Below are 26,469 nucleotides of genomic sequence, written 5' to 3'. Positions count from 1 at the left end.
TTCAGTCGCGGTGCTTGTTCTTCGGGCCTTTGCCGTGCCCGTTGCCCGGGCCGTTGGGCGTGGGACGGTCATCGATGGGCACCGGGGTCGAGGTCAGCGGCGGGGCCGACGTGGACGTCGGGGTCGGCTCTGGCGTGCTCGTCCCGACCGGAGTCGGCGTCGACGGCCGTGACGCAGCGTCGACGATCACCGCGACGACCGTCACGAGTACCACGATGGCAGCCGCACCCCAGAGCAGCAGTCGCGAGCGGCGCCGCGGTGCGGCGACCGGCAGCATCGACGTCGTCGGGTCCGGTAGCGGCTGGCCGAGCACCAGCGTCGGGGGACGACCGGCGGGCACAGCACCGTGCAGCGCCGCACGCATCTCGTCGGCACTGCCGAAGCGCACCCGCGGGTCACGGGCCATCGCCCGTTCGACGACGGCCGCCAGCGCCGGGTCGGCATCGGGACGCAACGCCCGCAGTGGCACCGGATGCCCCTCGGTGACGGCCCGCGCCAGGTCGACGAGGTTGTCCTGCGGAAAGGGCCGCCGGCCCGTGAGTGCCTCGTACCCGACGACCCCGACGGCGTAGAGGTCGTCGGCCACCGTCGCGGGCCGTCCCGACAGCCGCTCGGCGCTGAGATAGCCCATCGTGCCGACCACCTGGCCGGCCACGGTGTGGTTCGAGTCGGCGCTCTTGGCGATGCCGAAATCGGCGATCTTCGCCGCTCCCGAATCGGCCAACAGGATGTTTCCCGGCTTGATGTCGCGATGCAGGATGCCTGCCGCGTGGGCCGCGGCCAGCGCCGAGAGCACGCCGTCGAGGACCGCTCGGACCACGTGTTGGGGTAGCGGACCGGCGGCGATCACGTCGGCCAACGTCCGTCCCGGCAGCCGTTCCATGACGATGAACGGGGTGCCGTCCTGCTCGCCGTAGTCGTGCACCGCAACGACGTGCGGATGGTTCAGCCCGGCCGCCGCGCGGGCCTCGACCTGGAAGCGATGCCGGAAGTCCGGCTGATTACTGAACTGCGCGTACAGCAGTTTGACGGCCACCGGGCGCTGCAACTGGGTGTCCCAGGCGTCGCGCACCTCTGCCATGCCGCCGTGGCCCAGCGTCCCCCGCAATTGGTAGCGGTCGGCGAGAACGCCCGGCACTGACATGGCCTCAACGCTAGTCCTGATGCCACCCCGCGGGCCCAGGCAGAGTCGGTGCCGTGGGCGCTCAGGCGCTCTTTGCGGTGGCGATGTCGTCGGCCAGCGGCGCGATCGCTGCCATGATTCGCTGCACTGTCCGCGCCGGAACGCCTGCCGCAGCCAGGCTTTCACTCAGATATGCGGCGACCAGATTGAAGTGCTGCCTGGAGATCCCCCGGCCGCGGTGGATGTCCCGCATGGATGCGCCCGTGTAGGGCTCGGGCCCACCCAATGCCGCGGCGAAGAATTCCACCTGCCGACCTTTGAGCCGTGTCATGTTCGCGCCGGCGAAGAAGCCGGCGAGTTCCGGGTCGGCCAGCACGCGCTCGTAGAAGTCCGCCACCACCTGTTCGAGCGCCTCTGCCCCTCCGATCTGTTCATAGATGCTCGTCATGCGTCGAGCCAACACCGGCCGTGTTGCCTAACCATTGCTCGACGGTGACCCAGCGACTAAATCGATCTCACAGACCCCTCGAAATGCTGCGAGTACCGCAAAACGCCTGGGTCAGTCCACCTTTGGGCAGTAGAACTGCGGCTGGCCGCGGTACTCGACCGGCGGCAGGTTACGTGCGGGCGTCTCCACCAGCGGTGAATCGATGGGCAGCCGGCCGGTCGCCCGGTCGATCGCCGATCGCTTGCGCGGATGCATGAGCCTGCGCTTCGGGCCGTATTTCGAGACCAGCGTGATGACCTGGCACAGGCGGTCATGCACCCATTGCTGGCGCGCAGACCACGTGTAGCCCATCAACTCGCGCACCGGCGGGTCGTAGAGGGCCACCGTCATGAAGGTCAGGAAGCGCTGCATCACCTTGAGGTTCTGAGCCCACAGCCAGTCCGGAATCCATTGCAGCGATGGATGTTTGGGCATGGTCGACAAATCCATGACCTCGCGCGCCGCATAGTTGTTCTCCAGGACGTTGCGGCACATGTGATCCCAGTAGGCCTCGAAGTCCTCCCAGCTCTTCGGCACGGGCCGCATGCTCATGCCGTACATGCGGTACCACTGCACGTGCTCGTCGAACAGCTGTCGCTTGTCCGCTTCGGAGATGCCGCCGCCGAACTTCTCGGCGGCCAGCAGGGTGGACTTGAAGAACGTCGAATGGGCCCAGTAGAAGACGTCGGGGTTCAGCGCGCTGTAACGGCGTCCCTGCTTGTCGACGCCCTTGATCCCGATGTGGTAGTCCCGCACCTCGGCGCCGGTCTGGGGCGCGCGGTCACCGTCGAACACCACGCCGCCGATCGGGTAGATCGACCGGAGCAGCCGCGGAATCCGCTCCATGAAGAAGATCGAGTGCTCCTCGACTGCCGCCCCGAGCTGCGGATGCATGTTCTGCATCGAGCCCGCCCAGGTGCCCTGGAACAGCCCGGTCCACTGGCCGAAGTACTTCCACGTCAGCGAGTCGGGCCCCAGCGGCACCGCGTCATAACCACCGGAAGTGACCGGGCAGCCGGCCGCCACGGGCGCAGAGTCGCTGGTCATGGGGCATGCGTCGGAAGTATTTTGAGTCACCGGCATTCTTTCCTGGATGTCAGCGGGTATCCTGACTACACGCGTTGTCAGCCACAGCTTAGGAGTCACGTGCCTTCCGGTCAACGACAGGGCCGCTGGTCCGCCGTCCCCCTGGCGGACCGCCCGACGCGGCGCCGCGAGGCGCTCATCGAAGCCGGCATCGCCGCCCTCGGCCATTCCGACGGCCCGGCCGCGACGGTCCGGACGGTGTGCCGCACCGCCGGCCTGACCGAGCGTTATTTCTACGAAAGCTTCACCGACCGTGAGGATTTCGTCCGCGCCGTGTACGACGAAGTATGCACGACGGCCATGGCGGCACTGACCACCTCACAGAGTCCGCGCGACGCCGTCGAGCGATTCGTCACCATGATGGTCGACGACCCCACCCGCGGCCGCGTACTGCTCATCGCCCCGGCGCAGGAGCCGGTCCTCACCCGGTCGGGCGCCGACTGGATGCCGAGCTTCATCGAACTGCTGCAGCACAAGATGTTCCCCGACGGCGATCCGGCGCGGCGGGCACTCGAGGCCACCAGCCTCATCGGCGCCCTCACCGCGCTGTTCACCGGATATCTCGGCGGCAAGCTGCCCGTCACCCGCGAGCAGTTCGTCGACTACTGCGTCGACATGCTGATGAGCCGGGTCCCGTCGCACCGGTAACACCTACGAAGCCGCGACATCACAGTTCAGATTCACCGATCGGACATGCGTCACAGCAACTTGATGTCACTACGGGACACAGATACTCTGACTGCTACCAACAGGTACAGATATCTAATCGGGAGGCGCCATGACAGCCGACTACACCGACCTTCAGCTGCTGCATGAGCTGGAGCCGGTCGTCGAGACGCTCGTCGACCGCCACATGAGCATGCGGAAAGACTGGAACCCGCACGACTACATCCCCTGGAAAGAGGGCAAGAACTACTACGCCCTCGGCGGCCAGGACTGGGATCCGGAGCAGTCGAAGCTCTCCGAGGTCGCCCAGACCGCCATGGTCCAGAACCTGCTGACCGAGGACAACCTGCCGTCCTACCACCGCGAGATCGCGATGAACATGGGCATGGACGGCGCCTGGGGCTACTGGGTGAACCGGTGGACCGCCGAGGAGAACCGCCACGGCATCGCCCTGCGCGACTACCTCGTCGTCACCCGCAACTGCGACCCGGTCGAACTCGAGGAACTGCGCGTCGAGCAGGTCACCCGCGGCTTCTCGCCCGGCCAGAACCTGCAGGGCGACCTGTTCGCCGAGAGCCTGTTCGACTCGGTCATGTACGTCTCGTTCCAGGAGCTGGCCACCCGCGTCTCGCACCGCAACACCGGCAAGGCCTGCAACGACCCCGTCGCCGACCAGCTGCTGCAGCGCATCTCGGGTGACGAGAACCTGCACATGATCTTCTACCGCGATGTCTCGGCCGCCGGCCTGGACATCAACCCGAACCAGGCGATGGCCTCGCTGCACCGCATCGTGGAGAACTTCAAGATGCCCGGGTACACCGTGCCCGACTTCCGCCGCAAGGCCGTCATCATCGCCGTCGGTGGCGTCTACGACCCGCGCATCCACCTCGACGACGTCCTCATGCCGGTGCTCAAGAAGTGGCGCATCTTCGAGCGCGAGGACTTCACCGGTGAGGGCGCGCGCCTGCGCGACGACCTCGGCCGGATCATCAAGGAGCTCGAGGACACCTGCGCGAAGTTCGAGGTGGCCAAGGAACGTCGCCTCGAGCGTGAGCGGAAGATGGCCGAGAAGAAGGCCATGAAGAACCTCCTGGTGTCGACATCAGCGTCGTAACCGAAGCTGTCAACGAGACGGCCCGATCCCTTCGGATCGGGCCGATCTCGTTGCGTTCTCCGGTCGTCCTCGCGCCGATGGCCGGTGTGACGAACGTCGCCTTCCGCACCCTGTGCCGCGAGCAGGAGCTCGCCCGCGTGGGCACCGTGAGCGGCCTGTACGTCTGCGAAATGGTCACCGCGCGGGCCCTCGTCGAGCGCAACGCCGCCACGCTGCACATGACGACGTTCGCGCCCGAGGAATCGCCCCGCTCCCTGCAGCTCTATACCGTCGACCCGGCGACCACGTACGCTGCGGCCAAGATGATCGTCGACGAGAACATGGCCGACCACATCGACATGAACTTCGGCTGCCCGGTGCCCAAGGTCACGCGCCGCGGCGGTGGTTCGGCCCTGCCCTACAAACGCAAGCTGTTCGGCCAGATCGTGGCGGCAGCCGTCCGCGCGACCGAAGGCACCGACATTCCCGTCACCGTGAAGTTCCGGATCGGGATCGACGACGCCCACCACACGCACCTCGATGCCGGCCGGATCGCCGCCGAGGAAGGTGCCGCGGCAGTCGCACTGCATGCCCGCACCGCCGCGCAGCGCTACTCCGGCACCGCCGACTGGGACCAGATCGCCGCATTGAAAGCGCACGTCACCGGCATCCCGGTGCTCGGTAACGGCGACATCTTCGACGCCGACGACGCACTGCGGATGATGGCCGAGACCGGCTGCGACGGCGTCGTCATCGGCCGCGGCTGCCTGGGCCGGCCCTGGCTGTTCGCCGAACTGTCGGCCGCCTTCAACGGCCAGCCCCGCCCCACCCCGCCGACGCTCGGCGAGATCGGGGACATCATCCGCCGGCACGGCCAGCTGCTCGCCGATCATTTCGGCGAGGACAAGGGCATGCGCGACATCCGCAAGCACGTCGCCTGGTACCTGCACGGGCTGCCCGCCGGCGCTGAGCTGCGTCGCGCACTGGCCCTGGTGAAAACCCTGGCCGAACTCGACGAGCTGCTCACCCAACTGGATTCCGATGTGCCGTTCCCGGACTGCGCAGAGGGCCCACGAGGCCGGCAGGGGTCGCCGGGTTCCGTGGTGCTGCCCGAAGGCTGGCTGGACGACCCCGACGACTGCACGGTGCCGTTCGGCGCCGACATGGTCAACTCCGGCGGGTAAACGTGAGCGACCGCGACCGGACCACCCCCGGTGAGGGTGACGGCGATGCTGCCGGCGACAACCCCTGGGTAACCCGTACGACGCGGGCCGCGGGCCCCGTCCGGGCGCCGTGGGAACGGGCCGGTCGCCTGCAGAGCCAGCCGGACGACGAGAGCGCGGACGACGAGGAAACCGGTAGCCACGGCGGCGGTGGCGTCACCGTCGCCGAACTCATCGCCCGGCTCTCGGGCGGCGCGGTCCCGTCAGCACCTGTCATCGAGGCACCCGCACCACCCGAGCCACCGAAGCCCCAGCGGCCCGCGCCGAAGCCGGCGCCGGCGCCACGGAACGCGCCGAAGCTCGAGCCCGTCGCCCCGCCAGCGGCCGAGGAGCCGGCGCGCACCGCTCGCCGTCGAGTCGAATCCGAGCCCGTCACAGAGGTTTTCGGCGCGCCGCTGGCCGACCCCGACGCGCTGCCCGAACGGCCGCGGGCCGTGGTGCGCACGGACGTCCGGAACTACATCGACCATCCCGAGCGGCCGGCGCACATCGACGCGCCCCCACCGGTCGATCACCACACCCGCCACCGGTTCGCGGTTGCCGGTCGCATCCTCATGGCGTTGGCGGCCGTCATCGCGCTGTCGATGACCGGCGCCGCCTGGCAGTGGCAAAACATCAAGAACAACAACATGAACCGGGTCTCGGCGCTGGACCTCAACTCCCGCGACATCATCGACCCCAACGCGCAGTTCGGCGACGAGAACTTCCTGATCGTCGGCGTGGACAGCCGCTACGGCCAGAACGCCGACATGGGTGCCGGCACCACCGAAGACGCGGGCGGCACCCGCTCCGACACGATCATGCTGGTGAACATCCCGGCGAACCGCAAACGTGTTGTGGCGGTGTCGTTCCCGCGCGACCTGGCCATCAAGTCGACACAGTGCGAAGCCTGGGATCCGAAGACCGGCGGCTACGGGCCCATCTATGACGAAGACACGAAAAGCTATGGGCCCGACCAGGTTTACACCGAGACCAAGCTGAATTCGGCCTACTCGTTCGGTGGGCCGAAGTGCCTGGTGAAGGTGATCCAGAAGCTGTCCGGCCTGTCGGTGAACCGGTTCATGGCAGTCGATTTCGCCGGCTTCTCCAAACTCGTGGACGCCGTCGGCGGCGTCGAGGTCTGCAGCAGCACACCGCTCGAGGACTACGAACTGGGCACCGTGCTGGAGCACTCCGGCCGCCAGGTCATCGACGGTCACACCGCGCTGCAGTACGTGCGCGCCCGCCAGGTCACCACCGAGGTCAACGGTGACTACGGCCGCATCAAGCGCCAGCAGATGTTCCTGTCCTCCCTGCTGCGGTCGATGATCTCCAAGGACACGTTCTTCAACATCGGCAAGCTCAACAACGTCGTCAACCTGTTCATCAACGACTCCTCGGTCGACAACGTCACCACCAAGGACCTGGTGCAGCTCGGCCAGTCCATCCAGGGCGTCAGCGCCGGCCGCGTCACCTTCGTCACCGTGCCCACCGGCGTCACCGACTCCGAGGGCAACGAACCGCCGCGGGTCGACGACATGCGCGCGCTGTTCGACGCGATCATCAACGACGAACCGCTGCCCGAGGAACGCAACTCCGACAACACCCCGGTCCCCGCCACGTCGGCTGCCCCCAGCAGCACCGCGGCCACCCCGGACGGCGAAGAGGTCAACACCACGACGACCGACCCGAGCCAGGTGACGGTCCGGGTGTCCAACTCGACCGGGCAGGACGGCCTGGCCGCGACGGCGACCAAGGAACTCGAGCAGCACGGCTTCACGGTCAACTCGCCGGACGACTACCAGGGCCAGGTGACGTCGACGACGGTGTTCTACTCGGCAGGGCACGAACAGGCCGCCGCGACCGTGGCGTCCACGTTGCCCAATGCCCACGTCGAGCGGGTGTCGGGCCTGGGAGACGTGGTGCGCGTGGTGCTCGGGACCGATTTCACCGCGGTGGGAACCCCGGCCGCCAGCGGTTCAGCCGCCCAGATGCGGGTGACCCATGGCAGCCTGTCGGGTGAGCCGACCAAGCTGCCGGAAGACCTCAGCATCACCAACGCGGCCGACACCACCTGCAAATAGCATCTGACCTGTCCCATTCACCGGCCGTTCATTGCCAGATCACGGCATGTCCAAGGGCCAGAAAGTAGTCTGGAGCCCATGCGTACCGCGTACCACGAGCAGCTTGAAGGCCTGACCAACCGCCTCGGAGAGATGTGCGGCCTGGCCGGCGTTGCCATGGAGCGCGCGACCCAGGCCCTGTTGCAGGCCGATCTGGTGCTGGCCGAGCAGGTCATCTCCGACCACGAGCACATCTCCGCCCTGAGCGCGCAGGCCGAGGAACAGGCCTTCGTCCTGCTGGCCCTGCAGTCCCCCGTCGCCGGTGACCTGCGGTCCGTCGTCGGGTCCATCCAGATCGTCGCCGACGTCGACCGCATGGGTGCGCTGGCGCTCCACGTCGCCAAGATCGCCCGCCGCCGGCACCCGCAGCACGCGCTGCCCGAGGAGGTCAACGGCTACTTCGCCGAAATGGGCCGCCTCGCAGTCGAATTGGGCAACACCGCGCAAGAGGTGCTGCTCACCCGGGACCCGGAGCGCGCGGCCCGCATCCAGGAAGAAGACGACGCGATGGATGACCTGCACCGTCATCTGTTCAGCGTGATGATGGACCGCGAGTGGAAGCACGGCGTGACCGCGGCGGTCGACGTGACGCTGCTCAGCCGCTTCTACGAGCGCTTCGCCGACCACGCCGTCGAGGTCGCGCGGCGGGTGATCTTCCAGGTCACCGGCCGGTTCTCCGACGACGACGGCCTGCCCACCATCAGCTAGGCCCGTTCGGCGGGTACCAGCCGCACGCCGTCGCGGCCGGCGGCCAGCAGGTCCTGCAGCATCTTCTCCAGCACCGACAGTTCCGCGGCGGTGTAGCGCGACAGGAAGTCGTGCCGGCCGGCGTCCATCTCGTCGTGCATGCGCTGGTGTACCTCGATGAGGCGTTTTCCATCCGCGGTGGGGGTCAGCTGCAGCTCTTTGCGGTTGCCCGGCACCGGTGTGCGGGTCACGAGCCCGGCGTCGACGAGTCTTTGGACGTGCTTCGACACCGTGCCCTTGAGCTGCCCGGCGCGGGCGGCCAGGCCCACCACACTGATCGGGCCGTCAGCGAGCTCCGCCAGCAGATGCAGGCCCAGGGTGGGCAGCTCACGCACGGTGCGTTCCAGCCGCGGCGGGCAGTGCGCGGCGAGGTAGTCGCGCTCGGCATCAACCTCGTCGGTGTCGAACTTGTCCCCCACCGCGCCGACCAACGCACTGATGTCGGCGATCAGCGCGGATTTGGTTTTCATGGAAACCATCTTGCCATCCGGCGAGCCATCGGCATATAGTTTCCACAGAAACCATATTCTGAGTCGAGGAGCGCACATGAAGGCAGCGGTCGTGCACGAGTGGGGCCAGCAGCCCCGGTACCTGGATTTCCCCGAGCCCCAGCCGCGCGACGGCGCCGTCGTCGCCACCGTTGAGGCGTCGGCGCTGACCAACCTCAGTCGCATGGTCATCATGGGAAAGCACTACAGCAGCAAGGAGGTTCAGCTCCCCGCCATCGCCGGGGTCGACGGCGTCGCCCGCCTCGACGACGGCTCACGGGTGTACACCGGATCGCTCGCCCCGTACGGGCTGATGGCCGAACGCACCCTCGTCGTCCCGGCCGGCGCCGTCCCGGTGCCCGAGCACGTCGACTCGGTGACCGCGGCGGCGGTGCCCAACCCCGGCATGTCGGCGTGGATGAGCCTGGACTACGCGGCCCAGACCAAACCCGGCGACCACGTGCTGGTCCTCGGCGCCACCGGCGTCACGGGATCAGTGGCAGTGCAGTTGGCCAAGTTCGTCTTCGGGGCGGGACGCGTTGTGGTGGCCGGCCGCAACCCCGAACGGCTGGAGTGGCTCCGCACCGTCGGAGCCGACGACGTCATCGCGCTCGGCACCGACGATCTCGCGGAAAGCGTTGTGGCCCAACACTCGGCGCGGCCGTTCGACGCCGTCATCGACTACCTGTGGGGCACACCCGCGGAGCAGACGCTGACCGCCCTGGCCGCCGCGCATCCGTCGACCCATTTCCACGCCACGCGCTTCATCCAGGTCGGTTCGATGACCGGCGCGAGCATCAGCGTCGACGCCGCGACGTTGCGCAGCACGGGCATCACGCTTCAAGGCGTGGGCATCGGCAGCGTCCCGCCCGAGGCCCTGCAGCGCGCCCGCACCGAAGGCCTGCCCCGGATGTTCGCGATGCTCGACGCCGGTGAGCTGCAGCTGACCACCGCCGCCCGTCCCCTCGCCGACATCGAAAACGTCTGGGCGGCAAAGGAACCCTCCGGCACCCGCGTCGTCATCACGCCGTAGGACGCAGTTGGGTCACCTCCCCTCGCGAGCAGACGCAAAACTGTCGTTTTCGAGCGAAAAATGACAGTTTTACGTCTGCTCGCGGAGTTATCCACAGGGCTGGAGGCCGGATGCTGGCGGCGATGGGATGCGGCCGCCACCATCGACGCATGACGCTCGAAGACGTATTCGCCGTCCACAACGGCGTTGCGACAGCACAGCAGTTGCTCGCGACGATGACCGATCGGGCACTCGCACGCAGAGTCCGGGAGGGAGAAGTCTTCCGGGTGTGCCACGGCGTCTACTCCGCGCGGCCTCCAGACACGACAAGCCGGCTCAGAGCACTGGACCTGCTGTCCGACGTCCCCATCGTCGCCTGTATGAATACTGCTGCCGCGATGTACGGCTTCGATACCGAACAGGACGATCGCACCCACATCCTCGACCCGGGCGTGCGCATACGGACTTCGCTCGACCTCATCGTGCACCAGCGAATTGGCGCGCCGCTCAAGAAACTTGACGGCCGACTCGCCACCGCGCCCGCATGGACAGCGATAGAAGTCGCCCGGACACTGAAACGTCCGCGGGTGCTGGCGGTATTGGATGCCGCTCTCCGCAGCGGCACCTGCAGCAGGGCGGAACTGCTGCAGGCCCTTGAGGAACAACGTGGCCGTCGCGGCGTGGTCAATGTCCGGGAGCTGCTGCCACTGGCTGACGCGCGAGCCGAGTCTCCAATGGAATCCGAGATGCGGTTGGTCTTCATCGAATGGCAGCTTCCGACTCCCGAATTGCAGTACGAGGTACGCGATCTCCACGGTCAACTATGGCGACTCGATTTCGCCTGGCCCGAATACCGCGTGGCAGCTGAGTACGACAGTATGGAATGGCACTCGAATCCCGCTGCGGTCAAACATGATCGCATCAAGACGGCACGGCTACAGGAAATGAGCTGGACCAGCGTTCCGGCTGTCGTCGACGACATCAGGCAATACCCGGTCGAGCTGTGCACAAGAATCAGACGTCACTTTGATCGCGCGGCATGAGTTCCTGCGCGAACAGACGCAAAACTGTCAAGTTTCAACCAAAAACGACAGTTTTACGTCTGCTCGCGAGAGAAAGTGACCGCGAACCCCCGCGCATATCCGCGGGCGACCTAACCGAAGCGGCCGGAGATGTAGTCCTCGGTGGCTTTCTTGGACGGGTTGGAGAAGATCTTCTCGGTGTCGTCGATCTCGATCAGCTGGCCGGGCTTGCCGGTGGCCTCGAGATTGAAGAACGCGGTCTGGTCGCTGACACGCGCTGCCTGCTGCATGTTGTGCGTGACGATCACAATTGTGAAGTCCTGCTTCAGTTCTGCGATCAGGTCCTCGATGGCGAGCGTCGAGATCGGGTCCAGCGCCGAGCACGGCTCGTCCATCAGGAGCACGTCGGGCTGCACCGCGATGGCGCGGGCGATGCACAGACGCTGCTGCTGACCACCGGAGAGACCACCACCGGGCTTGTCGAGGCGGTCCTTGACCTCGTTCCACAGGTTGGCGCCCTTGAGCGACCGCTCGGCGACCTCGTCGAGCGTCTTCTTGTTGCGCACGCCCTGCAGCTTCAGCCCGGCCACCACGTTGTCGCGAATGGACATGGTGGGGAACGGGTTCGGGCGCTGGAACACCATGCCGATGGTCTTGCGCACGCCGACGGGGTCCACGCCGGGGGCGTAGATGTCGTCACCGTCGAGCAGCACCGATCCGGTGGCGCGGGCGCCGGGGATGACCTCGTGCATGCGGTTGAGGGTGCGCAGCACCGTCGACTTACCGCAGCCCGACGGCCCGATGAACGCCGTCACGCTGCGCGGCTCCACCGACAGGCTGACGCTCTGCACGGCGTGGAACGAGCCGTAGTAGATGTTGAGATCTTTGAGATCCAGACGCTTGGCCATTGACGGTACTCCTGCTCAAACTTTCTTCGGGGCAAAGAACTTGGCGCCCAACCGCGCCGCCACGTTCAGCAGCGCGATCAGCAGCACCAGGGTCAGTGCCGCTCCCCACATCCGGTCGGTGGGGACCTCGTTGGCGCCGGCACCGGCGCCGATCTGGTCGTACATCATGCCCGGCAGCGAACCCATGAAGCCGCCGAACATGTCGAAGTTCATGGCCTGTGCGTAGCCCACCAGGACCAGCAGCGGGGCCGTCTCACCCATGACGCGGGCCAGCGACAGCATGACGCCCGTGACGATGCCCGACAGTGCAGTCGGGATGACAATGCGCACAATGGTTTTCCACTTCGGGATACCCAGTGCGTAGCTGGCCTCACGCAGGTCCATCGGCACGATGCGCAGCATCTCCTCGGTGGACCGCACGATGACCGGGATCATCAGCAGCACCAGAGACAGCGACACCGCGAAGCCCGTGCGCTGGAAGCCCAGGGTCGCGACCCACAGCGCGTAGACGAACAGCGCGGCGACGATCGACGGGACACCGGTGAGGATGTCGACCATGAACGTGGTGACCTTGCCCAGCTTGGTGCCGCCCCCGTACTCCACGAGGTACACCGCCACCATCACGCCGATCGGGATCGAGATGACGGCGCACACCAGCGCCTGCAGCACGGTGCCGACGATGGCGTGGTACGCGCCGCCGCCCTCGACGAACGCCGTCATGCCGGACTGCGAGTTGGTGAACCATTCCGACGCCGTGAGGGCCTTGTAGCCCTTGGTGACAACGGAATACAGCACCCACACCAGCGGGATCAGCGCCACGAGCAGTGACAGGCTCACGAGCACCGTCGCGACCTTGTCGGTCACCTTGCGGCGCAGGCCCACCCCTTCGAACGACTGGTGCTTGACGGGCCGCTCCAGCATCGCCGCCATCTTTGCGTTCATTTCGCCGTCCTTCCGGCCACGACCGCGCGCGCCGCGGAGTTCACCACGAACGTCAGGATGAACAGCACCAGGCCGGCGGCAATGTAGGCGCCTGCTTTGTACTGGTCGTTGAATTCGCTTGCGGTGGCCGCGATCTTGCTGGCGAACGTGTAGCCGCCGTCGAACAGGGTCCAGCTGAACTGGGTCTGCGTACCGCGCAGGATGATCAGCAGCGCGATGGTCTCACCGAGCGCGCGGCCGAGGCCGAGCATGGCGCCGCTGATGTAGCCCGAGAGGCCGAACGGCAGCACGGTGGTGCGCACGACCTCCCAGCGGGTGGCGCCCAGCGCCAGCGCGGCTTCGATCTGGCCGCGCGGCGTCTGGATGAAGACCTCACGGGTGACAGCGGTGATGATCGGCAGGATCATCACCGCGAGCACGATGCCAGCGGTGAAGATGGTGCCGCCGCCGGCGACCGAGGCGTTTCCGGTCTTGAACAGGAACAGCCAGTCGAGATTCTTGTTGAGCCACAACGCAAACGGCTTGAGCACGGGTGCCAGCACGTAGAGGCCCCACACGCCGTAGACGATCGACGGCACCGCCGCGAGCAGGTCCACCACATACGCCAGCGGTCCGGCTAGCCGGCGCGGTGCGTACTGCGTCTGGAAGATCGCGATACCCAGCGCCACCGGCATCGCGATCAGCAGCGCGAACACCGACACGAAGACGGTGACCTGCAGCAGATCGAGGATGCCGAAGTGCATCGCGGAGGTGTCGGTGGTGACCCAGTTGCCGCCGAAGGTGAAGAAGTTCTCCTTGTTGCGGGCCAGCGCCGGGATGGCGCGCCACAGCAGGAACACACCGATGGCCGCGATGAGCGCGACGATCAGTACGCCGGACCCCTCGGCGAGTAGGCGGAAAATCCGGTCGCCCAGGCGAACTTTCGAGCCCTTCAGCGGGTCGAGAGACACCGGCGTCGGCTCGGGGAAGGGTGCGGCAAGCGCCTCCCCCGACCCCGCGTCGGCTGGATTCGGTGTTGTCACTGTCATCCTGTCAGGAACCTAACGGTCGTGGGCTCCGGTTCCATCCTTACTGCGATGGAACCGGAGCGCCAGCACTGCTTAAGCGATTGCGTCGACCGACTGCAGCAGACGCGTCTTGAAGGCGTCGGGCAGCGGGATGTAGCCCGCCTTCGACAGGTTGGCCTGCCCCTGGTTGGCGGCCACCTTCAGGAACGACTTCACCGCGGCCGCGGTGTCGGCGTCGTAGCCCTTCGAGCAGACGATCTCGTAGGTGGCCAGCACCAGCGGGTACGCGCCGGCTTCCTTGGTCGAGTACAGCGACTTCAGGTCGAGGGCCAGATCGTTGCCGTCCTTGGCGAACTTGGCGGAGGCAATGGCCTTCTTGGCGTTGTCGTCGGTCAGTTCGACTGCGCCCGAACCGGTGTCGATCTGCGCGAACGGCAGGCCGGCGGCCGCGGCCGGGCTCTTCTCGACGTAGCCGATGGCGCCCGGGGTGGCCTGGACGGCCTGCACGACGCCGGCCGACTTCTGCGCGCCCTCACCGGCGCCGCCCTGGAACTCGCTGCCGGCGCCCTTCTTCCAGCTCTCCGGAGCCGCGGCGGACAGGTACTTCTGGAAGTTGTCGGTGGTGCCCGACGAGTCCGAGCGGTAGACGGGCTTGATGTCGGCGTCCGGCAGGCTGGTGCCGGCGTTCAGCGCGGCGATGGCCGGGTCGTTCCACTTCTTGATCTCACCCTGGAAGATCTTGGCCAGCACATCGGCGTTGACGACGAGCTTGCTCACACCTTCGAGGTGGTAGGCCAGGGCGACGGGGCCGAAGACCAGCGGCAGGTTCCATGCCGGGTTGCCACCGCAACGCTCGGCGGCCTTCTCGATCTGCTCCTTGGCCAGCGCCGAGTCCGAGCCGGCGAAGTCGACCTGCTTGGCGATGAACTGCTGGCGGCCGGCGCCCGAGCCGGTGCCGTTGTAGGACAGGTTCTTGCCCGAGCAAACCTGGCCCCAAGCCTTGTTGAACTCGGCGATCGCGTTCTGCTGCGCGGTCGAGCCCTCGGCGGTCAGCGCGTTCTTGCCGCCACACTCGGCAGACGAACCGGACGCCGACGACGACGAAGTGCCGGAGGTGTTGTCGTTGCCACACGCGGTCATGCCGACGGCAAGCGATGCGGCCGCTGCGGTGACGACGAATGCTTTACCGATGCTGGTGAACTTCACGGGTCCTACTTTCGGTGTCGGCCGATGGTCGGCTTTCAAGGGTCGGCTTCCGACTCCCGCGCAACGTATGCGGCCGTAATGGACGAATCACTGATGCCGAATGAACACCGGGTGAACTCGATCAGCGACTTTTCAGGCAACTCGTCGTTTCAGCTAACGGTCGGGGCTGCCGCGTAGGCGACATCGGCGCTGTACAGCTCGAACCCGAGACGTCGGTAGGTCTTCACCGCCGCGGCATTGTCTGCCTCGACATACAGCAGTACGGTCCCGCCCGCACCCAGCCGGTCCGCCAGGTGGTGCAGACCGGCCAGCGTCAGCAACGCTCCGAGACCGCGGCCCTGCGCGTCCGGCCCCACACCGACGACGTACACCTCGCCGACGCCGGAGGCGTCAGAAGACTCGGTGTCCGGAGTCCGATGAACTTTCGTCCAGTGGAAGCCGAGCAACCGTTCCCCGGCCGCATCGTCGGCGTCATATGCCAGGAACAGCCCCGCCGGATCGAACCACGATTCAGCCCGGCGCTCGTCCACCTCGGCCTGCGTCCAGCCGCCCTGTTCGGGGTGCCAGTGGAACGCCGCGTTGTTGACGCGCAGCAGTTCGGCGTCGACCTCGGGCCCCGGATACGTGGTCAGCCGGACACCGGGTTCACCCAGCAAAGGAGGCAAGTCGGACAGCGAGCGACGCATCTGCCAGAGTTCGCGCACCGCGGTCAGGCCGAGTGCCACAGCGGTGGCACGCGCGGCATCGAGGTTGCCGTGCGCCCAGATACGGGTCGCCGCGCCACCGGCGGCGAGGCCGGCACGGATCAGGTCGCTGCCGATGCCCCGGCGTCGTGCCTCGACGGCGACGACGGCCTCCGCCATGTCCGGTGCGAGGTTCAGATAGCCGATCAACGCACCCGAGTCGTGCGCCAGCAGATGGCGGGTGCGCTCCAGCGGGAGTTCGCGCAGCACCTGGTCGCCGACAGGGGCAACCCCGTCCGCGGCAGTCGCCGCCGCGACGAGTTCACGGATGGCCGTCTGGTCGGCAGCACTCAATGCGGTGTGCCAGGTCAGTTCCGTCACTGCGCGGGCTGGGTCTGCCGAGCGCCGTTCTCGACGTCACCGGAGTCGCCGTCGTCCTCGTCGTCGACGTCATCGACCGACTCGGCGGCACCGTTGGTGCGGCCGCGCGCGGGCCGAACGGCCTTGTAACCGACGTTGCGGACGGTGCCGATCAACGATTCGTAGTCCGGGCCGAGCTTGGCGCGCAAGCGCCGGACGTGCACGTCGACGGTGCGGGTGCCACCGAAGAAGTCGTAGCCCCACACCTCCTGGAGCAGCTGGGCGCGGGTGAACACCCGGCCGGCGTGCTGCGCCAGGTACTTCAGCAGCTCGAATTCCTTGTAGGTCAGGTCAAGAGGCTTGCCACGCAGCCGGGCGGTGTAGGTGCCCTCGTCGATGACGAGCTCGCCGAGCGTGATCTTGCCGGCGCTCTGTTGGTCGGCGACGCCGTTACGGCGTCCCACCAGCAGCCGCAGCCGCGCGTCGATCTCGGCGGGCCCGGTGCCGGGCAGCAGGATTTCGTCGATGCCCCATTCGACGTTGACGGCGACCAGGCCGCCTTCGTTGACCACGGCCACCACGGGGACGGAGGCACCGGTGCTGCCCAGCAGACGACAGAGTCCGCGGGCGGCCGCGAGATCAGTGCGCGCGTCGACGATCGCCACATCGGCGTTGCCGGCTTCCAGCAACGACGACACCTCGGTGGGTGCCGGCCGCACGCTGTGCGGCAGCAGCGCCAGCGCCGGGAGTACAGACTCCGGGTGCGGGTCGACGGTCAGTAGCAGAAGATCCAACGGGTCCTCCAGTACGTCCGGGGCCGCACCGGACGTTCCCCCGCGACGACGCTGTCGCAGTTCAATCCGATTCAACTCCGGAGAATCATGGCTGACACATGGCCGTTACCGGCCAAGATCATCTAACGATAGCTTGCCACCTGCGATTTAGCGGCTTGGAACGGCCGGTCGCGACGCTGCGTGCCTGGGCGTACGCCAGAATGTCCGGATGCGTAAGGTGCTGACCCGGCTGCTGATCCCAGTGGTCGTGCTGATCCTCGCGGTCGTCGGCACCGATTTCGGCTTCGCGATCTTCGCCGAATACCGCATGGCGCGCAGTGTCCGGACCGCCGCCCACCTGCACTTCGATCCGTGGGTGTCGATCCTCGGTTTCCCGTTCGGAACCCAGGCGGCGCGGGGCCGCTACCAGCAGGTCGAGGTCAAAGCCGCCGCCGTCGCGCACCCCGTCGTGGGCAAGGCGTCCATCGAGGCGACGCTGTACGACATGGTCGCGACACCCAAGTCCTGGTTGATCGGGCCCGACGCCAAGTTGACCTCGACGAAGCTGGAAAGCCGCATCATCGTGGACTCGACTCACGTCGGCCGTTTCATGGGCATCAAGGACCTGCTGGTGGAAGCGCCGACCAACGATTCGAACGACGCCACCGGCGGCACCACCGAGTCCGGCATCTCCGAAAGCCACGGCCTCGTGTTCACCGGGACCCCGACCGCTGCCGGTCTGAATAAGCGCGTCAGCGTCTCGGTGGACCTCTCCATCACCGGCGCCGACCACACGAACCTGGTGTTCACCGCGACCGACGTGCTCACCGGCCCGGGCACTGCCGAAGAAAAGGTGCCCGACGACAAGAAGGCCGCGGTGCTGCGGGCCTTCTCCACCACGATGCCGGGGATGAAACTGCCGTTCGGGCTGACCCCGACCAGTGAGGGCGCGCGCGGCTCCGACGTCATCATCGAAGGCATCGCCACGGGAGTAACCGTGCCCCTCGATGGGTTCAGACAGTCATGAACTCCACAGTCGTGGTGCTGACGGTCCTGGTGGCCGCCCTCGGGATCGCCTACATCATCGGCCGGCTGCTGACCGTGCGCGCGGGCCTGATGAAGGAAGTGACGCCGGCCGAACCGTCCGCCGAAACCGACAACTCCGATCTCGGCCTGTCCACCACCGGCCCGACCGTCGTGCATTTCAGCGCAACGTGGTGCGGACCCTGCGCGGCCGTCCGCCGCGTCGTCGACCAGGTGTGTGACGACCTCGAGGTCGCGCATGTGGAAATCGACCTGGACGCCAATCCCGTTGCGGCCCGACGCCTGTCGGTGCTGTCGCTGCCGACGACGTTCATCTTCGACGCCTCGGGGCAGCAGCGGTACCGCACCGCGGGCGTCCCGAAATCCGCTGATCTGCGCGAGGCCCTGCTACCGCTGTTGGCCTGAGCACCCCGTTGTTGGGTAAGCTGTCTGCCGTGTTATCCCCCCGCGAGCTCCTGCTCACCAAACGTCGCGCAGTAGATCTGTGCCGCGTTGCGGGTTGTTGCTGTTGTTGTAGCTGCTGAGTAGCCGCACCGTCGTTTCGTGTTGCGCTCCGAGCAGCTTTCCGTGGCCGGTCCACGTTTCCCCAACAACAGGAGCTTTCCCATGTCAGACAATTCCATCGAAACCCCGCAGGTCGACGTGCGTGGACCCCGCTTCGCAGCCTGGGTCACCACCGGCGTGCTGATCGCTGCGCTGCTGGTCTCGGCCGCGAGCCCGATCGCCGCGGCCGTGATTCTCGGCGTGCAGGCCGTGGTGTTCGCGATCGGCGCCGTCGGCGGGCCGCGCAAGCACCCGTACGGCCGCATCTTCGCCGCCTTCATCGCGCCGCGGCTGGCGCCGGTGACCGAGAAGGAACCGGTCGCGCCGCTGAAGTTCGCCCAACTCGTCGGGCTGCTGTTCGCGATCGCCGGATTCGCCGGCCTCGCAGCGGGTACCCCCGCACTGGGCCTGGGTGCCACCGCGTTCGCGTTGATCGCCGCCTTCCTCAACGCCGCGTTCGGCATCTGCCTCGGCTGCCAGATCTACCCCCTGGTGGCGCGACTGCGCCGCACCGGCATCCCCGCCACCACCTGACCCGCTAGAGCGCATAAGCAACCGAAAGGAATTCGTACATGGCACGTTCCGACGTCCTGGTCTCGACCGAATGGGCCGAGAACAACCTCGACACCGCCGGCGTGGTGTTCGTCGAGGTCGACGAGAACACCAGCGCCTACGACGACGAGGGGCACATCCCCGGCGCCGTCAAGCTGGACTGGCGCGATGATCTGCAGGACTCGGTCAAGCGTGACTTCGTCGACCAGCAGCAGTTCTCGAAGCTGTTGTCCGACAAGGGCATCAGCAACGACGACACCGTCGTCCTGTACGGCGGCAACAACAACTGGTTCGCGGCTTACGCCTACTGGTACTTCAAGCTGTACGGCCATGGCGACGTCAAGCTGCTCGACGGGGGCCGCAAGCGCTGGGAACTCGACGACCGCCCGCTGGTCAAGGACGCCACCGTCCGCCCGGCGACCTCGTACGAGGCCAAGCCGATCGACAACAGCATCCGCGCGTTCCGCGACGAGGTGATCGCCGCGATCAACACCAAGAACTTGGTCGACGTGCGTTCGCCCGACGAGTTCTCCGGCAAGATTCTGGCTCCGGCGCACCTGCCGCAGGAGCAGAGCCAGCGCCCCGGCCACGTGCCGAGCGCCATCAACGTGCCGTGGAGCCGGGCCGCCAACGACGACGGCACCTTCAAGTCCGACGAGGAGCTGGCCAAGATCTACGCCGACGCCGGCCTCGACGGCGAGAAGGAGACCATCGCCTACTGCCGCATCGGTGAGCGTTCGTCGCACACCTGGTTTGTGCTGCAGGAACTGCTCGGCCACCGGAATGTAAAGAACTACGACGGCAGTTGGACCGAATACGGCTCCCTGGTGGGTGCCCCGATCGAGTTGGGAAACTGATATGTGCTCTGCACCCAAGCAAGGCCTGACGCTGCCGGCCAGCGTTGATCTGGAGAAGGAAACCGTCATCACCGGCCGCGTCGTCGACGGCTCGGGCCAGCCGGTCGGTGGCGCGTTCGTGCGGCTGCTGGACAGCACCGACGAATTCACCGCCGAGGTCGTCGCGTCGGCCACCGGTGACTTCCGGTTCTTCGCCGCGCCCGGCACCTGGACGCTGCGTGCGCTGTCCAAGGTCGGCAACGGCGACGCCGTGGTGGCGCCGACCGGTGCCGGTATCCACGAGGTCGACGTCAAGGTCGCGTGACCTGAGTTAGTTCTCACTGCCGCGAGCGGCCGTGTTTGTACCCCGACACTCCGTGTCCGGACGTACAGATGCGGCCGCTCGTCGCATCTGAGGGGCCGGTGCGGCGCACGTCACACCGGCATCCCGAGTAACCTGTCTGTCCGTGGTGCTTTTCTTCGAGATCCTGCTGGTCGTGGCCTCGCTGGCCATCACCTGGTTTGCGCTCTACGCGTTGTACCGCCTGATCACCGACGAGTCGTGACGTCCGACCAGGACCCCGCGCACGCGAGGAGCGATTCAGCCCCTGACGGCTTGGGCGAGCTCGGCGCGCTGGCCGGTTCCGGCGACCGTGCCATCGCCGCGGCGGCCGATCGCGCCAAGGCCACGGCCGCGCGTAACGTGCCCGGGTTCGACGACCTGCCACTGCCCGCGGATACCGCCAACCTCCGTGAGGGCGCGGACTTCAACGACGCCCTGCTGGCCCTGCTGCCGCTCGTCGGTGTCTGGCGTGGTGAGGGTGAAGGCCGCGATTCCGCCGGCGACTACCGGTTCGGCCAGCAGATCATCGTGTCGCACAACGGCGGCGACTACCTCAACTGGGATGCCCGCTCCTGGCGGCTCGACGAGAACGGCGAATACGCCGGCCCGGGCCTGCGCGAGACCGGCTACTGGCGGTTCGTGAACGACCCGAACGACCCCCACGGGCAGGACGAGTCCCAGGCCATCGAGCTGCTGCTGGCGCATTCGGCCGGCTACGTCGAGCTGTTCTACGGCACTCCGCTGAACCAGGCCTCCTGGGAACTGGCGACCGACGCCCTGGCCCGCAGCAAGTCCGGCATGCTCGTCGGCGGCGCGAAGCGGCTCTACGGCATCATCGAGAACGGCGACCTGGCCTACGTCGAGGAGCGCGTGGACGCCGACGGCGGCCTCACCCCGCACCTCTCCGCGCGCCTGTCGCGCTTCGTCGGCTGACGGTCCTGCGGCTTCGATTCCTGCGGCTTCGCGCCGAGATGGACCAATTGGCTGCAATACCCCTCGGATCACGACCATTTCGTCGATCTCGGCGCAATTGACGCCGGCTGACCTACCCCGGACATGAGGCAGCCCCCGAGCCAAGGTTCCTGGTTGGACAAGACCGGGAGGCTCGGGGGCCGGGTGGCTGCGGGAATTCGCGAGTGCGCTCGGGAATTACCCGGCGCTACTAGCGGGCAGCCACCTCACATGTCCTCAAAGAATCAATCAATTTGTCGGACCACCTCCTTCCCTGTGTACGTGCGACCGTACTCCCAGCTCGAAGACCCGACAACCGATTTTTCTCGCGCTCAGATCTGCCGGTCGATCAACCCGCTGATCAAGGCCTCGAAGGGCGAAGCCGCCAGCGTCCGCCCATCCAATGTATGCACCCGCGCCGCCAGCGTGATCGCCGAAAGCAGCCAAACACCTTGCGCGGCAATCAAATCCGGTACCGTCACCCGCCGGTACACGCACTCGATCCCCTGCGCCGCGGCGGCCGCGAACAGCGCGCGCTGCGTGGTCGACGGCAGGATCGACGACGCATCGGGCGTCACCAGGACGGGTTCCCCGGCCGAGCCACGAACCGCCAGCACGACGGCCGAGCGCGGCCCTTCGAGCACCGCGCCCGTCGCGTCGACGAACACGGCGTCGCCGGCGCCGGCCCGTTCGGCGTGCCGCAGCGCGGCCACGTTCGCCGCATAGGACAACGATTTCGCGGCGGCCAGCGGCCAGTGGGGCCGCACCAGAGTCACGGCCGCGACGCCGTCCCGGCGGGCCGCGGCGACGCGCTCCGGCACGGCCGAGACCATCACGAAGGCCACCACACCGTCGACCCCGCGGCCGAGCACCAGCCGCAGCACGGCCTCCCCGTCGGGCCACTGGCTCATCGCGGCCGTCACCGCCGTCAGCCACCGGACGGAATCGGGACACGGCAGGCCCGCCAATGCCGCCGACGCCGTCAGCCGCGCCAGGTGCTCGTCCAACAGACAGACGGCCCCGGAACGCACTAGTGCCGTCTCGAAAACGCCGTCGCCGCGGGAGAACACGGGATCGTCGGCGCGGACCGTGGCCCGGCAGCCGTCGACGGCGACGACGATGGGCGGCGGGGTGGTCACGGCCAGAAGGCTAGTCGGGACGCCAACTACGCTCGAAGCATGAGCGCAGTTCCCGCCCCCGAATCCGGACCCGACGCCGGCGCCGTCTGGCACTATGGCGACCCGCTCGGGGAACAGCGTGCCGCCGCCACCGAGGCCGTCGTCGTCGACCGCGGCCACCGCGCGACCATCGAGCTCACCGGCGACGACCGCCAGAGCTGGCTGCACACCATCTCGAGCCAGCACGTCAGCGCCCTTCCGGAGGGGTCCGTCGTCCAGAACCTGAGTCTGGACGGCCAGGGCCGGGTCGAGGACCACTGGCTGCAGACCGAACTCGGCGGCGTCACCACGCTGGACACCGAGTCGTGGCGCGGGCAACCGCTCGCCGACTTCCTGCGCAAGATGGTGTTCTGGTCGAAGGTCGAGGTGAAGCCCGCCGACCTCGCGGTGCTGTCGCTGCTCGGGCCCGCCGTCAACCAGCTGGACCTGCCGACCCCGGACGCCGCCTGGACCGCGGCGCCGCTGCCCCAGGGCGGTTTCGTGCGCCGGGTGGGCCCCGAGGAGATCGAGCTGGTGGTCCCGCGGGCCGACGCCGCGGCATGGCGACAGCGGCTGCTCGACGCGGGTGTCCGGCCCGCCGGGCTGTGGGCCTACGAGGCCCTGCGCGTAGCGGCGCTGCGGCCGCGGCTGGGCGTAGACACCGATGAACGCACCATCCCGCACGAGGTCGGCTGGATCGGCGGCCCGGGCGTCGGCGCCGTACATCTGGACAAGGGTTGCTACCGCGGCCAGGAGACGGTCGCGCGGGTCCACAACCTGGGCAAGCCGCCCCGCATGCTGGTCCTGCTGCATCTGGACGGCGGCGACGACCGCCCCGCGACGGGTGATCCGGTACTCGCCGGCGGCCGGGCGATCGGCCGCGTCGGGACCGTCGCCGAGCATGTGGACCTCGGCCCCATCGCGCTGGCGCTGCTCAAGCGCGGCGTGCCCGCCGACACCGAGCTGGCCACCGGCGGTGACGCCCAGGTGCCCGCCGCGATCGACGCGGACTCGCTGCCGGAGGCCGATACCTCTGCCGGCGCGGGCCGGGCCGCGGTGGACCGGTTGCGCGGCGGCGCCCGGAACTAGTCGTCCTGCACCAGCGCCAGGTACTGGTCGGGACGACGGCGCCGAACCCGCTCGGCGACGGCCACGCCCGCGGCGAAGATCGCGGCGATGAGCCCACCGAGCACCACCGCAGTGGCGGTGCTGCCGACCAGGAGCGAGAAGTTCTTGATCACCAGCAGCAGGATCGCGGTGAGGCCGAGGAACGACAGGCCGGGGGCGATCACGGTGTGCCACACGCTCGCACCGTGCTCCTGTGTCCGGAAGAAGACGATGACGGCCAGGCTCGTCATTGCCATGAGGGCGATGAGGCCCAGCGTGGATGCGCCCGAGAACCACATGTAGGTCTGCGTTATCGGGTGCCAGCCGATCACCGCGACGGCCACCATGGCGGCCAGCGAGATCACCGTGAACACCAGCGACGATCGGGACGGCGTGCGGTGCCGCTCGTCGATCTCGGCGAGCGACGCGGGCAGCAGCCCCTTGGTCGCCAACGTGAACTGGTAGCGGGTGATGACGTTGTGGAACGACAGCACGCAGGCGAAGAAACTGGTCACCAGCAGCACCTGGATGACGTCGGTGAGGATCGGTGAGATGTAGGTGCTCGCCAGATTCTGCACGACGTTCTCGGGCTCGGCCTTGGCGGCATCGACGGCCCGATCCACACCCAGGCCCTCGACAACCGCCCATGCCGCCAGCGCGTAGAACAGTCCGATGAAGACCACGGCGGAGTAGGTCGCCCGCGGAATGGTGCGGTCGGGGTCTTTGGCCTCGTTGCGGAACACCGCGGTGGCCTCGAATCCGATGAAGCAGAAGAACGCGAACATCAGCCCGAGACTCGGTGCGCCGGTGGCGAATTCGGACGGTGACAGCGGTACCAGGCTCAGGCCACCCTCGCCGCCGGACCAGCCGGCTCCGCCTGCACAGATGACACCGATGTCGACGAGCACGACGGCCAGCGTCTCGGCGATCAGCAGTACGCCCAGCACCTTGGAGCTCAGCTCGATGTCGCGGTAGCCCAGCACCCCGACCAGGCAGACCCAGCCAATCGCACTGGCACACCAGGGAATTCCGATGTGCACCGCGGTCAACAGCTTCGACGTGGCCACGCCGAGGTACGTGTACAGCCCGATGAGCATCACCCCGTAGGACCCCAGCGCGAGTGCCGCTGCGCCCACCCCGACGTGCCGTCCCAGGCCGCGCTGGATGTACGAGTAGAACGCGCCGGCATTGGGCACGTACTTGCTCATCGAGGTGAAACCGACCGAGAACAGCGCCAGGATCACCATCGCGATCAGGAAGAACTGCGGCGCGGCGGCGCTGCCGCTCACCGAGATGATGATCGGGACGCTGGCGGTGACGACGGCCAGCGGGGCCGCCGCGGCGACGACCATGAACACGATGGAGCCGACGCCCAGCCCGCGCTGCAGCATGGTGTGTGTCCCGGGCGCTGCTTCCAGCGTCGTCGCGGGGTCGGATGGTGGAGTGTTGATCATTGATTTTCGGCTTTCTGACGACGCTGTCGGGGTGAATTCCGGGAACCCAGGAACGGCGGGGCGAGCGGGCGGGGTCAGTCGGCGAGCACGCCCCGCAGCACGATGCTCTTGACCTGGGTGAATTCGTCGAGCGTGTAGGCGATCCCTTCACGCCCCAGGCCGCTCTTCTTGTAGCCGCCGAACGCGGCCACGTCGGGCCGGTAGGTGTTGCCGCCGTTCACCGAGACGATGCCGGCCTTGATGCGCCGGCCGGCGCGGATGGCCTGTGTGACGTCGTTGGTGAAAACCGCTGCATTGAGCCCGAATTGGGAGGCGTTGGCGAGTTCGATGGCCTCGTCGAGGTTGTCGACGGCGAGCACCGAGAAGACGGGCCCGAAGATTTCTTCGTCGGTGGCGATGCCGACGCGGGTGTCGATCTCCAGCAGCGTGGGGTCGATGAAGGGACCGCGCCGGGTGCCACCGACCAGCACCCGCGCGCCCTGCTCGACGGCTTCGTGGATCTGCCGTTCGACGGTCCGCGCTGCCTCGACGCTGATGAGCGGACCGACATCGGTGGTTTCGCAGCGCTGATCGCCGACCCGCAGCGCCGCGACCCGCTCACGCAGGCGGTCCACGAACTCCTGATAGCGGGACCGGACGACCATGATGCGTTTGGTGGCCACGCACACCTGTCCGTTGGCGTAGGTGCGCCCCGCGACGGCATGGTCGACGGCCGTGTCGAGGTCGGCGTCGTCGCAGACGATGAAGGCGTCGTTGCCACTGAGTTCGAGGAAGACGCGAACGACGTTGCGGCCCGCGGCGGCGGCGATGACGGCGCCTACCGCGGTGCTGCCGGTGAACGTGACCGCCGCGATGTCGGGGCTGCCGGCCAGGTGCGCGCCGACGATGTGGCCATAACCGGTGACCAATTGCAGTGCGGCGCCGGGCACTCCGGCCCGGTGCAGGATCTCGGTGAGCATGACGGTGACGATCGGGTCGTCCTCCGGCGGCTTGACGATCATGGGGTTGCCCGCGGCGAGCGCGGCCCCCACTTTGTGCGCGTACAACTCGGCCGGGAAGTTGAACGGGACGATGCCCACCATGACGCCGAGCGGCTCACGCACTGTGAGCATGAGGTCCGATTGCAGCCCGTCCTGGATGTCGAGGGGGATGGTCTGCCCGAACAGCCGCAGGGATTCTTCGGCGAAGCCGTCGAAGATGCGGGCGGTGGTGTCGATCTCCGCCCTGGCATCGGAGATGGTCTTGCCGTTCTCCGCCGACAGCATCGCGCTCAGTTGGGCGCGGTCGGCGCGGATCTGTGCAGCGGCGGTCTTGAGGATGGCGGCTCGACGGAACGCCGGTGTTGCCGACCAGGTTTCGACACCGGCCACGGCTGCGTCGAGGGCGTCCTGCGCGTCGGCGACGGTGCCGGCCGGCACGGTGCCGATGAGGTGGCCGTCGAACTTGTCGCGGATCTCGATGACCTGACCGGAGGCGCTGTCGCGCTCCTGACCACCGATCGACATCCGGTGCTTGGCGAGCAGTTCCATTGCTGCGGTCATCGTCGAATTCCTC

The 26,469-nt window shown here is 67.5% G+C and carries 28 protein-coding genes; 15 read left to right on the top strand and 13 right to left on the bottom strand.

Translation table 11 applies throughout. From position 1 onward, the window contains the following. Position 1 precedes the first annotated feature (1 nt). From ACJH6J_RS15110 to ACJH6J_RS15100, 3 genes are all read right to left on the bottom strand, one after another. Complete coding sequence (locus ACJH6J_RS15110; RefSeq protein WP_212813368.1) at positions 2-1,144, bottom strand: serine/threonine-protein kinase; 1,143 nt, start codon at positions 1,142-1,144, stop codon at positions 2-4. 61 nt (positions 1,145-1,205) lie between these two features. Beyond that, positions 1,206-1,571 carry a group 1 truncated hemoglobin gene (locus tag ACJH6J_RS15105; protein WP_406784440.1) on the bottom strand — a complete coding sequence of 122 codons (366 nt, stop codon included), beginning with the start codon at positions 1,569-1,571 and terminating at the stop codon, positions 1,206-1,208. Between the two features lie 111 nt (positions 1,572-1,682). After that, entirely contained in the window at positions 1,683-2,657 is a 975-nt protein-coding gene (locus ACJH6J_RS15100; RefSeq protein ID WP_212813373.1) for an oxygenase MpaB family protein, read from the bottom strand. Positions 2,658-2,756: 99 nt separating this feature from the next. On the opposite strand from ACJH6J_RS15100, the gene ACJH6J_RS15095 reads away from it, so the two are divergent. The 5 genes from ACJH6J_RS15095 to phoU all read left to right on the top strand — a co-directional run bounded on the left by ACJH6J_RS15095 (position 2,757) and on the right by phoU (position 8,488). Then, positions 2,757-3,344 (top strand): TetR/AcrR family transcriptional regulator, encoded by a 588-nt coding sequence (locus ACJH6J_RS15095; protein WP_020098821.1) that lies wholly within the window; start codon positions 2,757-2,759, stop codon positions 3,342-3,344. Between the two features lie 130 nt (positions 3,345-3,474). Continuing rightward, complete coding sequence (locus ACJH6J_RS15090) at positions 3,475-4,476, top strand: acyl-ACP desaturase (protein WP_212813375.1); 1,002 nt, start codon at positions 3,475-3,477, stop codon at positions 4,474-4,476. Next, entirely contained in the window at positions 4,464-5,639 is a 1,176-nt protein-coding gene (dusB, locus tag ACJH6J_RS15085; RefSeq protein WP_212814982.1) for a tRNA dihydrouridine synthase DusB, read from the top strand. Before ACJH6J_RS15090 ends, dusB begins: the two co-directional genes overlap by 13 nt. 2 nt (positions 5,640-5,641) lie before the next feature. Beyond that, complete coding sequence (locus ACJH6J_RS15080) at positions 5,642-7,741, top strand: LCP family protein (RefSeq protein WP_212813377.1); 2,100 nt, start codon at positions 5,642-5,644, stop codon at positions 7,739-7,741. Positions 7,742-7,819: 78 nt separating this feature from the next. Continuing rightward, entirely contained in the window at positions 7,820-8,488 is a 669-nt protein-coding gene (gene phoU, locus ACJH6J_RS15075) for a phosphate signaling complex protein PhoU (protein ID WP_212813379.1), read from the top strand. On the opposite strand, the gene ACJH6J_RS15070 is transcribed toward phoU, so the two are convergent. Next, positions 8,485-8,997, bottom strand: a complete 513-nt coding sequence (locus ACJH6J_RS15070; protein ID WP_212813381.1) for a MarR family transcriptional regulator — start codon at positions 8,995-8,997, stop codon at positions 8,485-8,487. The two genes, phoU and ACJH6J_RS15070, sit on opposite strands and share 4 nt — an antisense overlap. Positions 8,998-9,073: 76 nt before the next feature. Between ACJH6J_RS15070 and ACJH6J_RS15065 the strand changes: the two genes are divergently transcribed. After that, entirely contained in the window at positions 9,074-10,048 is a 975-nt protein-coding gene (locus ACJH6J_RS15065) for a zinc-binding alcohol dehydrogenase family protein (RefSeq protein ID WP_212813383.1), read from the top strand. A 149-nt stretch (positions 10,049-10,197) separates the two neighbouring features. After that, the gene (locus ACJH6J_RS15060; RefSeq protein WP_212813385.1) at positions 10,198-11,070 is read left to right on the top strand and encodes a type IV toxin-antitoxin system AbiEi family antitoxin domain-containing protein; all 873 of its coding nucleotides are present in this window, start codon (positions 10,198-10,200) and stop codon (positions 11,068-11,070) included. Positions 11,071-11,180: 110 nt separating this feature from the next. On the opposite strand, the gene pstB is transcribed toward ACJH6J_RS15060, so the two are convergent. From pstB to ACJH6J_RS15030, 6 genes are all read right to left on the bottom strand, one after another. After that, positions 11,181-11,957 carry a phosphate ABC transporter ATP-binding protein PstB gene (gene pstB / locus ACJH6J_RS15055; RefSeq protein WP_020098814.1) on the bottom strand — a complete coding sequence of 259 codons (777 nt, stop codon included), beginning with the start codon at positions 11,955-11,957 and terminating at the stop codon, positions 11,181-11,183. A gap of 15 nt (positions 11,958-11,972) precedes the next feature. Continuing rightward, the gene (gene pstA / locus ACJH6J_RS15050; RefSeq protein WP_318987087.1) at positions 11,973-12,887 is read right to left on the bottom strand and encodes a phosphate ABC transporter permease PstA; all 915 of its coding nucleotides are present in this window, start codon (positions 12,885-12,887) and stop codon (positions 11,973-11,975) included. An 8-nt stretch (positions 12,888-12,895) separates the two neighbouring features. After that, positions 12,896-13,927, bottom strand: coding sequence for a phosphate ABC transporter permease subunit PstC (pstC, locus tag ACJH6J_RS15045; RefSeq protein WP_036427561.1), 1,032 nt, complete (start codon positions 13,925-13,927; stop codon positions 12,896-12,898). A gap of 72 nt (positions 13,928-13,999) precedes the next feature. Beyond that, the gene (pstS, locus tag ACJH6J_RS15040) at positions 14,000-15,112 is read right to left on the bottom strand and encodes a phosphate ABC transporter substrate-binding protein PstS (RefSeq protein ID WP_406804150.1); all 1,113 of its coding nucleotides are present in this window, start codon (positions 15,110-15,112) and stop codon (positions 14,000-14,002) included. A 149-nt stretch (positions 15,113-15,261) separates the two neighbouring features. Next, complete coding sequence (mshD, locus tag ACJH6J_RS15035) at positions 15,262-16,176, bottom strand: mycothiol synthase (RefSeq protein ID WP_135355862.1); 915 nt, start codon at positions 16,174-16,176, stop codon at positions 15,262-15,264. Then, positions 16,173-16,949: a response regulator transcription factor gene (locus ACJH6J_RS15030; RefSeq protein ID WP_064858769.1), complete on the bottom strand. Its 777-nt coding sequence runs from the start codon at positions 16,947-16,949 to the stop codon at positions 16,173-16,175. The genes mshD and ACJH6J_RS15030 overlap by 4 nt, the downstream gene beginning before the upstream one ends. Before the next feature lie 208 nt (positions 16,950-17,157). On the opposite strand from ACJH6J_RS15030, the gene lmeA reads away from it, so the two are divergent. The 7 genes from lmeA (at position 17,158) to ACJH6J_RS14995 (ending at position 21,179) form a co-directional block, all read left to right on the top strand. Beyond that, entirely contained in the window at positions 17,158-17,955 is a 798-nt protein-coding gene (gene lmeA / locus ACJH6J_RS15025) for a mannan chain length control protein LmeA (protein WP_406804149.1), read from the top strand. Next, positions 17,952-18,377, top strand: coding sequence for a thioredoxin family protein (locus ACJH6J_RS15020; protein WP_064858768.1), 426 nt, complete (start codon positions 17,952-17,954; stop codon positions 18,375-18,377). The genes lmeA and ACJH6J_RS15020 overlap by 4 nt, the downstream gene beginning before the upstream one ends. Positions 18,378-18,406: 29 nt before the next feature. After that, a complete protein-coding gene (locus ACJH6J_RS15015; RefSeq protein ID WP_406804148.1) occupies positions 18,407-18,496 on the top strand; it encodes an Ms5788A family Cys-rich leader peptide in 90 nt (29 codons plus the stop codon). Between the two features lie 82 nt (positions 18,497-18,578). Then, positions 18,579-19,049, top strand: a complete 471-nt coding sequence (locus ACJH6J_RS15010; RefSeq protein ID WP_406804147.1) for a DUF4395 domain-containing protein — start codon at positions 18,579-18,581, stop codon at positions 19,047-19,049. 38 nt (positions 19,050-19,087) lie between these two features. Next, on the top strand, positions 19,088-19,924 hold the full coding sequence (locus ACJH6J_RS15005; protein ID WP_135355857.1) for a sulfurtransferase: 837 nt from the start codon (positions 19,088-19,090) through the stop codon (positions 19,922-19,924). Position 19,925: 1 nt separating this feature from the next. Beyond that, positions 19,926-20,228 (top strand): DUF1416 domain-containing protein, encoded by a 303-nt coding sequence (locus ACJH6J_RS15000; protein WP_020098804.1) that lies wholly within the window; start codon positions 19,926-19,928, stop codon positions 20,226-20,228. A gap of 291 nt (positions 20,229-20,519) precedes the next feature. Beyond that, a complete protein-coding gene (locus ACJH6J_RS14995) occupies positions 20,520-21,179 on the top strand; it encodes an FABP family protein (RefSeq protein ID WP_212814988.1) in 660 nt (219 codons plus the stop codon). 350 nt (positions 21,180-21,529) lie between these two features. Here ACJH6J_RS14995 and ACJH6J_RS14990 read toward each other — a convergent pair whose 3' ends face one another. Then, the gene (locus tag ACJH6J_RS14990) at positions 21,530-22,318 is read right to left on the bottom strand and encodes an aminodeoxychorismate lyase (RefSeq protein ID WP_406804155.1); all 789 of its coding nucleotides are present in this window, start codon (positions 22,316-22,318) and stop codon (positions 21,530-21,532) included. Between the two features lie 57 nt (positions 22,319-22,375). Between ACJH6J_RS14990 and ACJH6J_RS14985 the strand changes: the two genes are divergently transcribed. Beyond that, positions 22,376-23,443: a YgfZ/GcvT domain-containing protein gene (locus tag ACJH6J_RS14985; protein WP_406804146.1), complete on the top strand. Its 1,068-nt coding sequence runs from the start codon at positions 22,376-22,378 to the stop codon at positions 23,441-23,443. On the opposite strand, the gene ACJH6J_RS14980 is transcribed toward ACJH6J_RS14985, so the two are convergent. Together ACJH6J_RS14980 and ACJH6J_RS14975 are read right to left on the bottom strand one after the other, a co-directional pair. Beyond that, complete coding sequence (locus ACJH6J_RS14980; protein ID WP_406804145.1) at positions 23,440-24,915, bottom strand: APC family permease; 1,476 nt, start codon at positions 24,913-24,915, stop codon at positions 23,440-23,442. The genes ACJH6J_RS14985 and ACJH6J_RS14980 overlap by 4 nt on opposite strands. A 74-nt stretch (positions 24,916-24,989) precedes the next feature. After that, positions 24,990-26,456 carry an aldehyde dehydrogenase gene (locus tag ACJH6J_RS14975; RefSeq protein WP_212813449.1) on the bottom strand — a complete coding sequence of 489 codons (1,467 nt, stop codon included), beginning with the start codon at positions 26,454-26,456 and terminating at the stop codon, positions 24,990-24,992. Positions 26,457-26,469: the final 13 nt, after the last annotated feature.

This window comes from Mycobacterium sp. SMC-18, assembly GCF_045310895.1.
GTDB lineage: Bacteria > Actinomycetota > Actinomycetes > Mycobacteriales > Mycobacteriaceae > Mycobacterium.
The sequence above is the reverse complement of the archived record's forward strand: the minus strand, read 5'-3'. Positions and strand labels throughout refer to the sequence as shown.

Excerpts from the sequence above, each read along its gene's own strand:
- ACJH6J_RS15110 (WP_212813368.1), bottom strand. The coding sequence starts at position 1,144 with ATGTCAGTGCCGGGCGTTCTCGCCGACCGCTACCAATTGCGGGGGACG.
- ACJH6J_RS15105 (WP_406784440.1), bottom strand. The coding sequence starts at position 1,571 with ATGACGAGCATCTATGAACAGATCGGAGGGGCAGAGGCGCTCGAACAG.
- ACJH6J_RS15100 (WP_212813373.1), bottom strand. The coding sequence starts at position 2,657 with ATGACCAGCGACTCTGCGCCCGTGGCGGCCGGCTGCCCGGTCACTTCC.
- ACJH6J_RS15090 (WP_212813375.1), top strand. The coding sequence starts at position 3,475 with ATGACAGCCGACTACACCGACCTTCAGCTGCTGCATGAGCTGGAGCCG.
- phoU (WP_212813379.1), top strand. The coding sequence starts at position 7,820 with ATGCGTACCGCGTACCACGAGCAGCTTGAAGGCCTGACCAACCGCCTC.
- ACJH6J_RS15070 (WP_212813381.1), bottom strand. The coding sequence starts at position 8,997 with ATGAAAACCAAATCCGCGCTGATCGCCGACATCAGTGCGTTGGTCGGC.
- ACJH6J_RS15065 (WP_212813383.1), top strand. The coding sequence starts at position 9,074 with ATGAAGGCAGCGGTCGTGCACGAGTGGGGCCAGCAGCCCCGGTACCTG.
- ACJH6J_RS15060 (WP_212813385.1), top strand. The coding sequence starts at position 10,198 with ATGACGCTCGAAGACGTATTCGCCGTCCACAACGGCGTTGCGACAGCA.
- pstB (WP_020098814.1), bottom strand. The coding sequence starts at position 11,957 with ATGGCCAAGCGTCTGGATCTCAAAGATCTCAACATCTACTACGGCTCG.
- pstA (WP_318987087.1), bottom strand. The coding sequence starts at position 12,887 with ATGGCGGCGATGCTGGAGCGGCCCGTCAAGCACCAGTCGTTCGAAGGG.
- pstC (WP_036427561.1), bottom strand. The coding sequence starts at position 13,927 with ATGACAGTGACAACACCGAATCCAGCCGACGCGGGGTCGGGGGAGGCG.
- lmeA (WP_406804149.1), top strand. The coding sequence starts at position 17,158 with ATGCGTAAGGTGCTGACCCGGCTGCTGATCCCAGTGGTCGTGCTGATC.
- ACJH6J_RS15020 (WP_064858768.1), top strand. The coding sequence starts at position 17,952 with ATGAACTCCACAGTCGTGGTGCTGACGGTCCTGGTGGCCGCCCTCGGG.
- ACJH6J_RS15010 (WP_406804147.1), top strand. The coding sequence starts at position 18,579 with ATGTCAGACAATTCCATCGAAACCCCGCAGGTCGACGTGCGTGGACCC.
- ACJH6J_RS15005 (WP_135355857.1), top strand. The coding sequence starts at position 19,088 with ATGGCACGTTCCGACGTCCTGGTCTCGACCGAATGGGCCGAGAACAAC.
- ACJH6J_RS15000 (WP_020098804.1), top strand. The coding sequence starts at position 19,926 with ATGTGCTCTGCACCCAAGCAAGGCCTGACGCTGCCGGCCAGCGTTGAT.
- ACJH6J_RS14985 (WP_406804146.1), top strand. The coding sequence starts at position 22,376 with ATGAGCGCAGTTCCCGCCCCCGAATCCGGACCCGACGCCGGCGCCGTC.
- ACJH6J_RS14980 (WP_406804145.1), bottom strand. The coding sequence starts at position 24,915 with ATGATCAACACTCCACCATCCGACCCCGCGACGACGCTGGAAGCAGCG.
- ACJH6J_RS14975 (WP_212813449.1), bottom strand. The coding sequence starts at position 26,456 with ATGACCGCAGCAATGGAACTGCTCGCCAAGCACCGGATGTCGATCGGT.